A 13,437-nucleotide genomic window follows, 5' to 3' on the forward strand; every position below is an offset into this window, starting at 1 on the left:
TGGGGCACGGATCGATGTGATCCGTGCCCCACAGGGCGTTCGGGGGCTTTTGGCCGCCTTGAGAGATGGGTAAGGTTAGGTTAGCCTCACCGATTGTCGGGACGGCGCCACGATCTTCATCCTGCCGGGAGGTGAACCGCATGTACGTCTGCTCGTGCTTCGGAATTACGGAGCAGCAGGTCAAGATGCATGCGGAAGCCGGCGCCTGCACACCGCGCCAGATAGCCTCCGCCTCCAAGGCGGGGACCGACTGCGGCGGCTGTGTCCGCACCATCCAGGCGATGCTCGGCCGCGGCGCCTGCCCGCGTCGTGAACTGCTGGAGCAGAAGCAGGTGCCGGGCACCGTGGACGGCCTCATGCCGGCCGGCGCTCCTGCGGGGGAACCGCACCTCGCGCCCGGCGCCGACCCCGCTCTCGCGCGGCCGATCGCCCTCCCCGACGCCGCCTGAGCGAGCCGTCGTCGCCTGAGCGAGCCCGGCCACCGGCACGGGTCCGCGCCGGTCAGCTCTCGGGCTGCTCGATCAGCTGCGCGATGTAGAGCGGCTCGCCGAGCTTCTCGACCAGTTCCAGCTGGGTGTCGAGATAGTCGATGTGGTGTTCCTCGTCGGCCAGGATCGACTCGAAGATGTTCGCGGACGTGATGTCACCCTTGGCGCGCATCAGCTCGATGCCGCGCTTGAGGCGGTCGATCGCCTCCACCTCGACCTGGCGGTCCGCCTGGAACATCTCGGTGACCGTCTGGCCCACGCGTACATGGAAAAGCCGCTGGTAGTTCGGCAGACCATCGAGGAAGAGAATCCGGTCGGTGAGGATCTCGGCGTGCTTCATCTCGTCGAACGACTCGGCGCGCGTGTACTTCGCGAGCTTTGTCCAGCCGAAGTTGTCCTGCATTTTCGCGTGCAGGAAATACTGATTGATGGCAGTCAATTCGGCGGTCAGCTGTTCGTTCAGAAACTCGAGGACCTCGGGGTCGCCCTGCATTGCAGAGGCTCCTTCCAACCGGTGAACTGGGCAAGATGGCCGCATCCTCGCATCGCACCAGGTGGCCGTCCAGTAAGTACATGCTTAGTGGCGGTTGCCCGAAAGGTCTCTGCGCTGGTCATGACCACCCCTGCCTGTCTGTCACCATGGAGTCATGGGTCAGCCGGAAAGCCGGGAACACAGCGCACCAGAGCCGTCCGAGCTTCCGCCGGGACAGCGACTGCAGCGTGGCTGGCCGGTCACCCACTACGGTCCGGTGCCCAAGTTCAAGCCCGACCGCTGGGAGTTCCGCGTCTTCGGGGCCACGGCCGACGGCGAGAAGCACTGCTGGAACCACCAGGACTTCTCGGCGCTGCCGTTCTCCTCGGTCGTCGCCGATCTGCACTGCGTGACCAAATTCAGCATGCTCGGCGCCGAGTGGGGCGGGGTCCTCGTCCGGGACGTCATGGCACTCGCGCCACCCTCACCCCAGGTCACCCATGTGATGGTCTGGGCCGAGTACGGATTCAGCTCGAACCTCAGGCTGGACGACTTCGCCTCGGAGCGGGCGGTTTTCGCCACCCACAAGGGCGGCGAGCTGCTCACCGCCGAGCACGGCTTCCCGCTCCGGCTCGTGGTGCCGCATCTGTACGCCTGGAAGGGCCCCAAGTGGGTCCGGGGCATCGAGTACATGACGGCGGATCGCCGCGGCTTCTGGGAGGAGCGCGGGTACCACAACATCGGCGATCCCTGGAAGGAACAGCGCTACTCCTACCAGGAGGAGCCCGGGGACGGCCCCGAACTCTGACCCGGCCGGCTCCGCGCCGCCGCCGTGCCGGTCAGCTCAGGCCGCGCAGTTCCTTCAGCCGGGCCACGTCCGCCGCGTGGCCCTCCTTGCCGCCCGGTGTCTCGATGACCAGCGGTACGCTCTCGGTGGCCGGGTGGGAGAACAGCTCCCGGAACGGCTCCTCGCCGATGTGGCCCGCGCCGATGTTCTCGTGCCGGTCCTTGTGGGCGCCGGCCACGTCCTTGGAGTCGTTGGCGTGGATCAGTTTCAGCCGGTCCTCACCGACCGTCTCCACCAGCAGGTCGAGCGTCTCCTTCATGCCGCCGGGACCGGCCAGGTCGTGTCCCGCCGCGAATATGTGGCAGGTGTCGAGACAGATGCCGAGCTTCGGGTGGGCGTCCAGCGCCTCGAAGTACGGACCGAAGTCCCAGGTCCGTGAACAGAGCGAGAACCCCTGACCGGCGGTCGACTCCAGCAGCAGGAACGGGTCGTCGTCATGCGTCAGCTCGTCCAGCAGCGGCCGCATATGGGCGCGCACCTGCGCCAGCGCCTCCTCGCGGGGGCGGCCGTTGGTGGCCGAACCGGTGTGCACCACGACCCCCAGGGCACCGATCTCCCGGGCCCGGCGCAGGGAGTGGCGCAGCGATTGCACCGACTTCTCCACGGTCGCCGCGGTGTGCGAGCCGAAGTTGATCAGATACGGGGCGTGTACGTACGCCGGAATGGAGTCGGCGGCGCACTCGGCGCGGAACTGCTCGTCCTGCGCCGGATTCCCGGCCGGGGTCGCCCAGCCGCGCGGATTGGCGACGAAGACCTGCACGGCCTCCGCGCCCATCTCGCGGGCGTAGGGCAGGCCGACCTTGGCGAGGCCGCCCGCCACCGGGATGTGGCCGCCGACAGGGTTGCGCATGGGGTCCAGGGCCTTTCGTTTCGTTCGGATCATGCCGGGCTCGCGTGGTCCGGACGGACGACCTCAGAGTCCCTTGGTCTTGATGGTGATGGTGCTGCCCTCGGGGGCCTGGCCGCCGCCGTCGACGGACTGGCTCTCGATCGTGTCGCTGAACGAGAGGAACGGGCGGTCGACCTTGACCTCGAAGCCCGCCTCCTCCAGCTCGCTGCGGGCGTCGTCGACGTCCTTGCCGGTGACGTCGGGGACGTCGATCAGCTGCGGGCCCTTGGAGACCGTCAGCGTGATGGTGTCGCCCTCGGCGGCCTCGGCGCCCTCCTTCAGCGACTGGCGGGCGACGTTGCCCTCGTCCTCCGGGGAATTGACCCGGCCGGACGCGACGGTGACCTTGAGACCGGCGTCCTCCAGTTCCGAGGTGGCGTCGTCCACCGACTCCCCGGTGACGTCGGGGACATCGACCGGGCTGCCCTTGGACACCACGATCGCGACCGCGGTGTCCGGGTGGCGCTCGGCGCCCGCCTCGGGATCCGTACGCACCACCTCACCGGCGGCGTTGTCCTCGCTGAACTCCCTGGTGATCATGCCGGGCGCCAGGCCCGCCTTCGTCAGCTTCCGTCTGGCCTCCGGGAGCTTGATGCCCTGGACATCGGGCACCTTCACGATCTCGGGCCCGCGCGAGACGACGAGTCCCACCGAGCCGTTGCCCCGGATCCGGGCACCCGACTTCGGGTCGCTGCTGACCACCCTGCCGCGGTCGACGGTGTCGCTGTAGGCCCGCTCGACGCCCTTCAGTTCGAGACCGGCGTCCGAGAGCCGCCCCTTGGCCGCCTTCTCGCTCTGGCCCAGCAGCGAGGGGACCCGGGTGAACTGTCCGGAGTTGATGTACCAGACCCCGCCGCCGACCCCCAGGATCAGCAGCACGGCGACGACGGCGGCGATGATGCCGCGCTGCGGACCGCCGCGGCGCCCTTCGCGCCGGCCCGGAGGCTGTGGCGGCAGCGGCGGGGGCATCTCCAGCCGGCTGGTGTGGTGGGCGGTGCCCTGACCGGGCGGCAGGACCCGCGGGATCACGCTCGTGCGGTCCTCGGCGTCGTCGCGCACCTCGGTGAGGGCCTGCGGCGGTACGGCGTCCAGCTGGGCGTCGGTGAGACCGGAGCGGGCCCGGCGCGACTCGGCCAGCAGCGCCACCGCGTCGAACGGCCGCACCTCGGGGTCACGGGCGGTGGCGCTCGCCACCAGGGCGTCCAGCTCGCCGGCGAGCCCCGGGACGGCGGCCGACGGGGCCGGGACGTCCTCGTTCAGATGCTGGTAGATGACCTGGGCGGCGGAGTCGCCGGTGTGCGGCTTGGTGCCGGTGAGCATCTCGTACAGCACGACACCGCACGCGTACACGTCGGCGCGGGTGTCCGCCGTGCCGTGCTCGATCTGCTCGGGGGCGAGATACGAGACGGTGCCCAGGACGGACCCGGTGGTGTTGGTGACGGCGCCCACGGCCCGCACCAGGCCGAAGTCGGCGACCTTGACCCGCCCGTCGTCGCCTATCAGCACGTTCTCCGGCTTCATGTCCCGGTGCACGAAACCGGCCCGGTGCGCGGCACCGAGCGCGGCGAGCACCGGCTCCAGGATGTCCAGGGCGGCCCGCGGCTGCAGTGCGCCGCGCTCACGCAGCACATCCCGCAGCGTGCAGCCCGCGACGTACTCCATCGCCAGGTAGACGTACTGCGCCTGGGCGCCCTGGTCGAAGACCGCGACCACGTTGGGGTGCGCGAGCCCGGCCACCGACTTGGCCTCACGGATGAAGCGCTCGACGAACGAGGCGTCGGTCGCGAGCGCCGGGTGCATCACCTTGAGGGCGAGCACCCGGTCGAGCCGGGTGTCCATGGCCCGGTAGACCGTGGCCATGCCGCCCACGGCGATGCGGGCATCGACGCGGTAGCGGCCGTCGAGCAGCTGCCCGACGAGAGGGTCCTGGAGGGTCGTATCCACCCTGCGAGTCTACGAGCCGCCACGGACACGACCGACGGGCCGGGGCGATCCCGGAGCCGTACTGCAGCCGAGCCGTGACAGGGACACGCGATCCGGGCCGTCCGGAACTCCGGGGTCCGGACTCAGAAGGCCGGGCGTTCCGGATCCAGCGCCGCACGGCCTGTGACCGGCGACGATGCCTCGGCGAAGTGGCGCCGCGGGATCCGCCCGGCGCGGTACGCCAGCCGTCCGCCCGCCACCCCGTGCCGCATCGCGGCGGCCATCAGCTCGGGTTCCTGCGCCCGGGTCACCGCCGAGGCGAGCATCACAGCCGCGCACCCCAGCTCCATGGCGAGCGCCGCGTCGGACGCCGTCCCGGCGCCCGCGTCCAGGATGACGGGAACCCGCGCCTGCTCGACGATCAGCTGGAAGTTGTGCGGATTGCGGATGCCCAGGCCCGAACCGATGGGGGAGCCGAGCGGCATGATCGCCGCACACCCCGCCTCCTGCAGCCGCCGGGCCAGTACCGGGTCGTCGTTGGTGTACGGCAGGACGGTGAAGCCGTCGTCCACCAGGGTCTCCGCGGCGTCCAGCAGCTCGATCGGGTCGGGCAGCAGGGTGCGCTCGTCCGCCACCACCTCCAGCTTGACCCAGTCGGTACCCAGTGCCTCGCGGGCCAGGCGGGCGGTGAGCACGGCCTCGCCGGCCGTGAAGCAGCCCGCGGTGTTCGGCAGGACCCGGATGGAGAGCCGCTCCAGTACGGAGAGCACGGATCCCTGCACGGTCGGGTCGAGCCGGCGCATCGCGACGGTGGTCAGCTCGGTGCCGGAGGCGACCAGCGAGCGCTCCAGCACATCGAGACTGGGCGCCCCGCCCGTCCCCATGATCAGCCGGGAGCCGAAAACGGTGTCCCCGAGGGTGAAGACGTCGTCGGACATGGTCAGCCTCCCTGGACGGCGGTCAGGACCTCGACCCGGTCGCCGTCGGTGAGTGCGGCGGCGGGCCACTGGCCACGCGGCACGACGGTCTCGTTCAGCGCGGCGGCGACTCCCGAGGGTGCGCCGGTCAGCGTCGCCACGAGGGCGTCCAGGGTGGTGCCCGCGGCGACGGCGACCCGCTCGCCGTTCACGGACACCGAGAGGGAGGTGGGCTGGGTCATGCGGGCTGCTCCTGACGTACGGGGGCGGCGGCGAGTGAGAAACGGCCGGGGGAGAAGGGGCGCGCCACTTCGGGCAGCTCGCCGCCCGCCAGCAGCTGCCCCATGGCATCGCCGGTGACGGGGGTGAGCAGCACCCCGTTGCGGTGGTGTCCGGTGGCGAGGTGGAGGCCCGCCAGCGCGGTGCGGCCGAGCAGCGGGGCGTTGTCGGGGGAGGCGGGGCGCAGACCGGCCCGGGTCTCGGTGAGCGGCAGCTCGGTGATGCCGGGCACCAGTTCGTGGGCGTCGCGCAGCAGCTCGTACACACCGCCCGCCGTGACGGTGGTGTCCCAGCCCATCTCCTCGCTGGTGGCGCCGATGACCAGCTCGCCGTTCTCACGCGGCACGAGGTAGACGTGGCTGCCCCGCACCACGGCCCGCACGGTACGGCTGAGGAAGGGGGCGTACGCGGTCGGGACCGTCAGCCGGAGCACCTGCCCCTTGACCGGGCGGACGGGCGGCAGGACATGGTCCGGCACCCCCGCGAGCCGCCCGCTGAGGCTGCCCGCGGCCAGCACGACCTGATCGGCCGGCAGTTCCGTGCCGTCGGCCAGCACGGCGCCGACGGCCCGCTCGCGCAGCACCGAGAGCCGCTCGGCACGGTGGCGGTGGAAGACGACTCCGGCCCGCTCGCACGCCGTCAGCAGCGCGGCGGCCAGCCGGCGCGGGTCGACCTGGTGGTCCCCGTCCACCCGCAGGCCCCCGCGCACGCCCGGCGCGAGCATCGGCTCCAGACGGCGGCACTCCCGGCCGGTGAGCCACTCCGACTCCAGCCCCGAGCGGCGCTGCAGCTCGTGCAGTTCCCGCAGATGGGCGCGGTCGTCGGAGTCCAGCGCGACGGCCAGGGTGCCGCAGGCGCGGAAGCCGATGTCCTGACCGCTCGCCGCCTCCAGTTCGGCCGCGAACGCCGGGTAGCGCGCGGCGGAGGCGACATTGAGACCCAGGAGCATCTCTTCGCCGTAGTGGAGTTCGGTGACGGCGGCCAGCATGCCGGCTGCGACCTGGGCGGCCCCGCCGCCCGGGTCGGGATCGGCCACCGCCGTGGACAGGCCGCGCTGTGCGGCCCGCCAGGCGGTCACCAGGCCGATGATGCCGCCCCCGATGACGAGGACGTCGGACCCGCTCGTGTGGTGGCTACGCATGGGCGTCCAGCCCCTCCCTTCGCCGGCATGACCCGGATCAGGTTCGTACGGTCGGAGGCCGTCCAGCCTCCCTCTCAGCCCGGTGCGTCCGGGCTCCCGCGAGTGTCTTACGGCTGACACCCTAGACCCCGCCCCCGGGGCGGCGACGTGGTCCCCCGGGAGGGCGGTGGGACGAGCGCGGTGGAGGACTCCTTTCCTGACGGCGCGTCAGGTGCTTAAGGTGGGTGGGTGAGCGAGCAGCAGCGGACACAGCGGCCGGACCGGCAGGCGGAGCGCCGGGTCGTCATCGCCGGGGCGGGCATGGCGGGTGTGCAGACCGCGGTGGCCTTGCGGGAGCAGGGCTTCACCGGCACCGTCACCCTGATCGGCGCCGAACCCCATCAGCCCTACGACCGCCCGCCGCTGTCCAAGGCGGTGCTGCTCGGCAAGGCCGAGGAATCCGCCTTCGACATCGACTTCGAGGGTTTGGACATCGCGCTGCGGCTGGGCTGCGAAGTCACCGGCGTGCGCGCCGGGGCCCATGAACTGGACACCTCCGAAGGCCCCGTTCCCTACGACGTCCTGGTCATCGCCACCGGCGCCGAACCCGTCGTCCTCCCCGGTTCCGAGGGAGTGCCCGGCGTCCACCTGCTGCGCACCCTGGACGACGCGGCGCGGCTGCGGCCCGTCCTGGACGCGGGGCACACCGTCGTGGTCGTCGGCGCGGGCTGGATCGGCGCCGAGTTCGCCACCGCGGCCCGCGCCGCCGGCTGCCGGGTCACCGTCGTCGAAGCCGCCGCCAGGCCCCTCGCGGGCGCGCTGCCCGCCGAGGTCGCGGCCCCGATGGCCGCCTGGTACGCCGAGATCGGCGCCGACCTCCTCACCGGGGCCCGGGTGGCCCGCGTCGAGCCCGGCGCCGTGGTGCTGGCGGACGGCCGCACGCTCCCGGCGGACGCGGTCGTCGTCGGGATCGGCGCCCGGCCCGCCACCCGCTGGCTGGAGGGCTCCGGCGTCGCACTCGGGCCCGACGGATCGGTGACCGCCGACGCCGCGCTGCGCACCTCCCTGCCCGATGTGTACGCCGTCGGCGACTGCGCCTCGTTCCCCTCCGCGCGCTACGGGGCGCGGCTCCTGGTCCACCACTGGGACAACGCGCTGCAGGGGCCGCGGACCGCTGCCGCCCACGTCATCGGCGCGGCCGGCGAGGACGGGCCGGAGCCGCCCGCCTACGATCCCGTGCCCTACTTCTGGTCCGAGCAGTTCGGCCGGTTCGTCCAGTACGCGGGCCATCACGGCGGTGCGGACACCCTGCTGTGGCGCGGCGACCCGGCAGCCGCCGCCTGGTCGGTGTGCTGGCTGCGGGACGGCGTCCTGGTCGCCGTCCTCGCCGTCGGCCGGCCGCGCGACCTGATCCAGGGGCGCAAGCTCATCGAGGCGGGCACGCGGCTCGACCCCGGACGGGCCGGCGACCCGTCCGTACCGCTGAAGTCGGCGGCCCCGCAGTAGGCCCGCGGGCAGCGGCGGGGACCTGAAGGGCTGAGTCCGGGTATCGGCTGTCGGTCCGGGATGGCAGGCTTGTCCTGTGACCGAGATTGACGCAAAGATCGATGCTCTCGTCCCTGCCTGGCTCCACCTTCCTGACATCGCCGAATTGTTCGATGTCCAGGTGACGCGTGTGCGGCAGCTGGTCAAGGAGGGCCAGCTGATTGCCGTACGACGTGGTGAGAACCGGGCCCTCCAGGTGCCTGCTGCCTTCATCGACGGCGACAAGGTGGTCAAGGGCCTTTCGGGGACCCTGACGCTCCTGAGGGACGACGGCTACTCCGACGAGGAGATGCTGGAATGGCTCTTCACTCCCGACCCGAGCCTGCCGGGCACGCCCGCGCAGGCGCTGAGTGAGAATCGTGGCACGGAGGTGAAGCGCCGCGCCCAGGCGCTCGCCGTCTGACCGACAGCCGTACAGGGGATGCGGGCCGCGCAGTGCGGCCCGCATCGCCTCCGCACGACCGACCGACCTTCATCGCTCTCCCGGGGGAACCGCACCATGTCCACGCCTCGCGCGCTGCTGTCCGACGCCCGGCTCTACCTGTGCACGGATGCCCGCAGGCGCCAGGGCGACCTGCCCGAGTTCCTCGACGCCGTCCTCTCCGGCGGCGTGGACATCGTCCAGCTGCGCGACAAGGGGATGGAGGCGGCCGAGGAGCTCGAACACCTCGCGGTGTTCGCCGACGCCTGCAGGCGTCACGGCAAGCTCCTCGCGGTCAACGACCGGGCCGACGTCGCCCACGCCATCGGCTCCGACGTGCTGCACCTGGGCCAGGGGGACCTGCCGGTCCCGGCCGCCCGCGCGATCGTCGGCCAGGACGTGGTCATCGGCCGTTCCACGCACGCCGAGGCCGAGGTCGACGCCGCCGCCGCCGAGCCCGGTGTGGACTACTTCTGCACCGGCCCCTGCTGGCCCACCCCGACCAAGCCGGGCCGGCACGCACCCGGCCTGGACCTCGTCCGCTACACCGCCTCGCTGGCCCCCGCACGTCCGTGGTTCGCCATCGGCGGGATCGACGCCGGCAACCTCGACGAGGTGCTGGACGCCGGCGCGCGCCGGGTCGTCGTCGTACGGGCCGTCACCGAGGCGACGGATCCCGCTGCCGCCGCCGCTGAGCTGGCCAAAAGGGTCCGGGCGCGCGCCGAGGCGTGATCCGGCGGGAGCCGTGCCCGGGCAGTCCGGGCGGCGTGTTTGGGACAAGAGTGTCCGAAGCGTGGACAAGTACCGGTCAATTCGGGCAAATCGCGCCGGTTCGGTTGGGTGGCTGGCGCGCCCTGGTTAACCTGCCGGTATGGCCCTTGGCACATCCTCCACCAGGACAGATCACGCGCGCACCGTGCGTGAGATGCTCGCGACCGGCAAGACCTCGTACTCGTTCGAATTCTGGGCGCCCAAGACCGAGAAGGGCGAGCGCAATCTCTGGAACGCGCTGCGCCGGGTCGAGGCGATGGGGCCCAGCTTCGTCTCGGTGACGTACGGGGCCGGTGGTTCCACCCGGGCCGGAACGGTGAAGGCGACCCAGGACATCGCCGCCGAGTCCACCCTCACCCCGGTGGCGCACCTCACGGCGGTCAACCACTCCATCGCCGAGCTGCGCAACATGGTCGGCCAGTACGCGGACGCCGGGATCAGGAACATCCTCGCCGTGCGCGGAGACCCGCCCGGCGACCCGATGGGCCCGTGGGTCGAGCACCCGCAGGGTGTGCGCTACGCGGCCGACCTGGTCCGGCTGATCAAGGAGGCCGGCGATTTCTGTGTCGGCGTCGCGGCATTCCCGGAGATGCATCCGCGCTCTGCCGACTGGGACACCGACATCCGGCATTTCGTGGACAAGTGCCGTGCCGGTGCCGACTATGCGATCACGCAGATGTTCTTCGACCCCGAGGATTATCTGCGTATGCGTGACCGGGTGGTCGCTGCGGGTTGCGACACCCCGGTCATTCCTGAGGTGATGCCCCTCACCAGCGTCCGCCAATTGGAGCGTTTCGCGCAGCTCAGCAACGCGACCGTGCCCGCATCCCTGAAAGAACGCATCCTCGCCGCCAAGGACGACCCCATCGCTGTACGCTCCATTGGCATCGACTTCGCAACGCAGTTCTGCGCGAAGCTGCTTTCCGAGGGCGTCCCCGGACTGCACTTCATCACGTTGAACAACTCGACCGCGACGCTCGAGATCTACGAAAATCTCGGACTGCATAAGCAGTCGTGACCGGCCGTACCCGCCACGATCCGGGGCGGTGGCCGTAGAAGGGGGCGGGCATGGGCTGGACGGTCCTCTACATCGCGTTCGGCATCGTTGCGCTGTGGCTGCTCGGTGAGGTGCTGCTGCAGTACAAGGCGCGCCTGCGCTGGCGTCTGCTCGCCTTCACCGGGTTCCTCGTGGTGGTCATCGGTGTCCTGATGCCGTCCGTGCCCGTCATCGCCCTCGGCGCGGTCGCCTTCGCGACCGGCCAGACGTACGTCACGCTCTCCTTCCGGCGGGGCTTCTCGACCGGCTGGGCCATAGGGGGCAGCCCCGGCGCGAGCCGTCGCCGCCGCGGGGGTGCCGCCGACCGGGAGCCCCGTCTCCAGGTCTCGGACCTGGAGACGGAGTACGACCGCGGCGCACCCGCGGAACCCCTCTCCGCCCCGGTGAACCCGGCGGCCGCGGTCTACGAGCCGGAGCCGCTGCCGGACGACACCGGGCAGTACGGCATCTACACCGATCCCCTGCCCCAGCAGGAGCAGCACCAGGAGCCCCCGCAGCCCCAGGGCCAGCCGCAGTACGCCGCCTACGACCCGTACACGGACTACTCCGCGTACCCGGCGCAGGGCCAGGACACGTACGGCGGCCAGGACACCTATGCGGGCCAGGACGCCTATGCCGGCGCCGGGCAGTACGACTACGGCACGGACCAGCAGCAGTACGCCGCGTACTCCGACCCGTACATCGGCACCACCACCGGCACCCCGCAGTACGGCACGTACGACAGCTACGGGAACCACGACAGCTACGGCGGCCAGCAGCAGTACGCCGACCCGTACGCCCAGTCCCAGCAGTACGCCCCCGAGACCCCGCCGGGCGGCGTCTGGGTGCCGCAGCAGCGCGAGGGCGAGCACTACCCGCCGATGCCCCCGGAACAGCCCGCCCAGCCGGCCCCGTACCCGAACGGCTACGACACCGGCCACAACGACCAGTACCGCTACTGACCGACCCGAAGCCGGCCGCCAGGGCCGTTCAGGGAAGCCTGCCGGCAGGGCCGATCAAGCCCGTCCGGCCTCCCGAAGCCCTGAAGCCTGCCGGCAGGGCCAACCAATCAAGCCCGTCCGGCGATTGAGGACGAAGCGGCCACCCGGTCGCACCCGGCACCCGCCCGTCCCGGCCACCGCACCGGTATCCGGCCACCGCACTGCCATCCGCACGCGCCACGCCCGCCGGCGCCCCTCACCGGGAGCCGCGGAACCCGTCCCCCTCGACGATGAGCCCCGCGACCAACGCCCCTGACATCCCCGCGTGTGCCAGCCCGCCGCCAGGGTGCGACCAGCCGCCCGCGAGCAACAGACCAGGCACCCGCGTGCGGTTACCCGCGTGCAGGTACCCGCCCCCGGCCCCGGCCAGCGCGGGCGGCGGAACCGAGCCCCCCTCCGCGCCGGTCTCCGTGGCCGTCTCCGCGGGCGTCCGCACCTCCGCGTGGAGCACCCGGTCCCGCAAGCCGGGCACGGCCGCACCCGCCGCGTCGATCAGGGTGTCCGCGTACCTCGCCCGCAACGCCGCGTCCGTCCAGTCCACCGGACCGTGCGGAGCGACCGTCGCCATCAGCGTCACGGCCTCGTGGGCCGCGTCGGGGCGGGTCGACGGGTCATCGGGGCGCAGCACCGTGACGGTGGGGTGCTCGGCGGGCCGGCCCCCGAACACCGCCGCCCGCTCGGCCGCCCCGTCCGCCGGATGCACCAGCGTCCGGTGCACGGCATCCGCCGGCCGGGCGCCGCGCAGGGAGAGCAGGACCAGGAACCGGCCCGCCGCCCCACCGCCTTCCGGCCCGGGCCCAGCAGCCACGTCACCGTCCTGCCGGAGGTCCTGACCGGGCACCAGCCCCGGATGCGGCCGGGCACCCAGCACCACGTGGCCGGCCTCCGCGACCGTCCCGTCCGCCAGCTCCACGCCCGCCGCCCTGCCGTCCTTCTCGACGATCCGGACCACCTCGGCACCGAGGACGAACTCCACCTTCCGCGCCAGGCACCGCTCGTACACCGCCTGTGCCAGCGCCCGCATGCCGCCGATGACGTACCAGCTGCCGAACGTCTCCTCCATGTACGGCAGCAGGGCCGCGCTCGCCGGGGCGTGCAGCGGATCCAGGCCGTAGGACAGTGCGTACCCGTCCAGGAGGGCGGCCAGCCGTGGGTCCGTCAGCTCCCAGGCCCCGATCTCCGCCACCGTGGCCGCCTGCCGGGCCGGGCGCAGCAGCCGGCGTCGTACCTGCGCCGGGTAGGGGTCGCGGGCCAGCACCTGCCGGTCGGGGCGCAGCGGCTCCTCCAGCAACGGCCGCCGGGACCGGTCCCACGTCTCCCCGGCCCGGTCGAGGAACGCGCCCCAGCTCTCGCCGGCACCGTCCCCGAGCGCGGTGTCCAGAGCCGCGACGACCCCGGCCCGCGAGGCGTTCGGCAGCGACACCGCGGTGCCGTCCGCGAAGACGTGGCGGCTCGCCGGATCGACCTGGGTCAGGGTCACGCACCGCTCCAGCGGCTCCTTGCCGGTCTTCACGAACAGGTCGCGGTAGACGGCGGGAAGATGCAGGAGGGAGGGCCCGGTGTCGAACGCGAAGCCGTCCCGGGCATGGCGGCCGACCGAGCCGCCGAAGGTCTCCGACCGCTCGTACACCGTCACCCGGTGGCCTGCCACGGCCAGCCGGGCCGCCGCCGACATCGCGCCCATGCCGGCGCCGATCACCGCAATACGTGCCATGGCAGCGACCTTAA

14 protein-coding genes and 1 riboswitch are annotated in these 13,437 nt (G+C 72.1%); of the genes, 7 read left to right on the forward strand and 7 right to left on the reverse strand.

The window, feature by feature from the left end; translation table 11 throughout:
- The first annotated feature begins 140 nt into the window (after positions 1-140).
- Positions 141-449, forward strand: a complete 309-nt coding sequence (locus LNW71_RS24635) for a (2Fe-2S)-binding protein (protein WP_250970228.1) — start codon at positions 141-143, stop codon at positions 447-449.
- A 52-nt stretch (positions 450-501) separates the two neighbouring features.
- Here LNW71_RS24635 and bfr read toward each other — a convergent pair whose 3' ends face one another.
- The gene (gene bfr, locus LNW71_RS24640; RefSeq protein ID WP_084745461.1) at positions 502-981 is read right to left on the reverse strand and encodes a bacterioferritin; all 480 of its coding nucleotides are present in this window, start codon (positions 979-981) and stop codon (positions 502-504) included.
- Positions 982-1,135: 154 nt separating this feature from the next.
- Here bfr and LNW71_RS24645 point away from each other — a divergent pair, with 154 nt between their 5' ends.
- Positions 1,136-1,768, forward strand: a complete 633-nt coding sequence (locus LNW71_RS24645) for a sulfite oxidase-like oxidoreductase (RefSeq protein WP_250970229.1) — start codon at positions 1,136-1,138, stop codon at positions 1,766-1,768.
- A 31-nt stretch (positions 1,769-1,799) separates the two neighbouring features.
- On the opposite strand, the gene LNW71_RS24650 is transcribed toward LNW71_RS24645, so the two are convergent.
- The 5 genes from LNW71_RS24650 to thiO form a co-directional block, all read right to left on the reverse strand.
- A complete protein-coding gene (locus LNW71_RS24650; protein ID WP_250970230.1) occupies positions 1,800-2,657 on the reverse strand; it encodes a deoxyribonuclease IV in 858 nt (285 codons plus the stop codon).
- 63 nt (positions 2,658-2,720) lie between these two features.
- Entirely contained in the window at positions 2,721-4,640 is a 1,920-nt protein-coding gene (pknB, locus tag LNW71_RS24655) for a Stk1 family PASTA domain-containing Ser/Thr kinase (RefSeq protein WP_250970231.1), read from the reverse strand.
- A 122-nt stretch (positions 4,641-4,762) separates the two neighbouring features.
- Positions 4,763-5,557 (reverse strand): thiazole synthase, encoded by a 795-nt coding sequence (locus LNW71_RS24660; protein ID WP_250970232.1) that lies wholly within the window; start codon positions 5,555-5,557, stop codon positions 4,763-4,765.
- Between the two features lie 2 nt (positions 5,558-5,559).
- Positions 5,560-5,778, reverse strand: a complete 219-nt coding sequence (gene thiS, locus LNW71_RS24665) for a sulfur carrier protein ThiS (RefSeq protein ID WP_250970233.1) — start codon at positions 5,776-5,778, stop codon at positions 5,560-5,562.
- A complete protein-coding gene (gene thiO, locus LNW71_RS24670) occupies positions 5,775-6,956 on the reverse strand; it encodes a glycine oxidase ThiO (protein WP_250970234.1) in 1,182 nt (393 codons plus the stop codon). The genes thiS and thiO overlap by 4 nt, the downstream gene beginning before the upstream one ends.
- Positions 6,954-7,066, reverse strand: a riboswitch (TPP riboswitch). (Overlaps the previous gene by 3 nt.)
- 118 nt (positions 7,067-7,184) lie before the next feature.
- Between thiO and LNW71_RS24675 the strand changes: the two genes are divergently transcribed.
- The 5 genes from LNW71_RS24675 to LNW71_RS24695 all read left to right on the forward strand — a co-directional run bounded on the left by LNW71_RS24675 (position 7,185) and on the right by LNW71_RS24695 (position 11,670).
- Positions 7,185-8,441: an FAD-dependent oxidoreductase gene (locus LNW71_RS24675; protein WP_250970235.1), complete on the forward strand. Its 1,257-nt coding sequence runs from the start codon at positions 7,185-7,187 to the stop codon at positions 8,439-8,441.
- A 76-nt stretch (positions 8,442-8,517) separates the two neighbouring features.
- Positions 8,518-8,883, forward strand: coding sequence for an Rv2175c family DNA-binding protein (locus LNW71_RS24680; protein ID WP_250970236.1), 366 nt, complete (start codon positions 8,518-8,520; stop codon positions 8,881-8,883).
- 96 nt (positions 8,884-8,979) lie between these two features.
- Positions 8,980-9,633 carry a thiamine phosphate synthase gene (gene thiE, locus LNW71_RS24685; protein WP_250970237.1) on the forward strand — a complete coding sequence of 218 codons (654 nt, stop codon included), beginning with the start codon at positions 8,980-8,982 and terminating at the stop codon, positions 9,631-9,633.
- Between the two features lie 139 nt (positions 9,634-9,772).
- Positions 9,773-10,690 (forward strand): methylenetetrahydrofolate reductase [NAD(P)H], encoded by a 918-nt coding sequence (gene metF, locus LNW71_RS24690; protein ID WP_250970238.1) that lies wholly within the window; start codon positions 9,773-9,775, stop codon positions 10,688-10,690.
- Positions 10,691-10,740: 50 nt separating this feature from the next.
- A complete protein-coding gene (locus LNW71_RS24695; RefSeq protein WP_250970239.1) occupies positions 10,741-11,670 on the forward strand; it encodes a hypothetical protein in 930 nt (309 codons plus the stop codon).
- 235 nt (positions 11,671-11,905) lie between these two features.
- On the opposite strand, the gene LNW71_RS24700 is transcribed toward LNW71_RS24695, so the two are convergent.
- Complete coding sequence (locus LNW71_RS24700) at positions 11,906-13,423, reverse strand: NAD(P)/FAD-dependent oxidoreductase (protein ID WP_250970240.1); 1,518 nt, start codon at positions 13,421-13,423, stop codon at positions 11,906-11,908.
- Positions 13,424-13,437: the final 14 nt, after the last annotated feature.

Origin of the sequence: Streptomyces sp. RKAG290 (genome assembly GCF_023701695.1) — a bacterium.
In the GTDB taxonomy this organism is placed as follows: Bacteria; Actinomycetota; Actinomycetes; order Streptomycetales; family Streptomycetaceae; genus Streptomyces.

Bases quoted from the DNA above. Each gene is read 5' to 3' on its own strand.
- LNW71_RS24635 (WP_250970228.1), top strand. From the start codon at position 141: ATGTACGTCTGCTCGTGCTTCGGAATTACGGAGCAGCAGGTCAAGATG.
- bfr (WP_084745461.1), bottom strand. From the start codon at position 981: ATGCAGGGCGACCCCGAGGTCCTCGAGTTTCTGAACGAACAGCTGACC.
- LNW71_RS24645 (WP_250970229.1), top strand. From the start codon at position 1,136: ATGGGTCAGCCGGAAAGCCGGGAACACAGCGCACCAGAGCCGTCCGAG.
- LNW71_RS24650 (WP_250970230.1), bottom strand. From the start codon at position 2,657: ATGCGCAACCCTGTCGGCGGCCACATCCCGGTGGCGGGCGGCCTCGCC.
- LNW71_RS24660 (WP_250970232.1), bottom strand. From the start codon at position 5,557: ATGTCCGACGACGTCTTCACCCTCGGGGACACCGTTTTCGGCTCCCGG.
- thiS (WP_250970233.1), bottom strand. From the start codon at position 5,778: ATGACCCAGCCCACCTCCCTCTCGGTGTCCGTGAACGGCGAGCGGGTC.
- thiO (WP_250970234.1), bottom strand. From the start codon at position 6,956: ATGCGTAGCCACCACACGAGCGGGTCCGACGTCCTCGTCATCGGGGGC.
- thiE (WP_250970237.1), top strand. From the start codon at position 8,980: ATGTCCACGCCTCGCGCGCTGCTGTCCGACGCCCGGCTCTACCTGTGC.
- metF (WP_250970238.1), top strand. From the start codon at position 9,773: ATGGCCCTTGGCACATCCTCCACCAGGACAGATCACGCGCGCACCGTG.
- LNW71_RS24695 (WP_250970239.1), top strand. From the start codon at position 10,741: ATGGGCTGGACGGTCCTCTACATCGCGTTCGGCATCGTTGCGCTGTGG.
- LNW71_RS24700 (WP_250970240.1), bottom strand. From the start codon at position 13,423: ATGGCACGTATTGCGGTGATCGGCGCCGGCATGGGCGCGATGTCGGCG.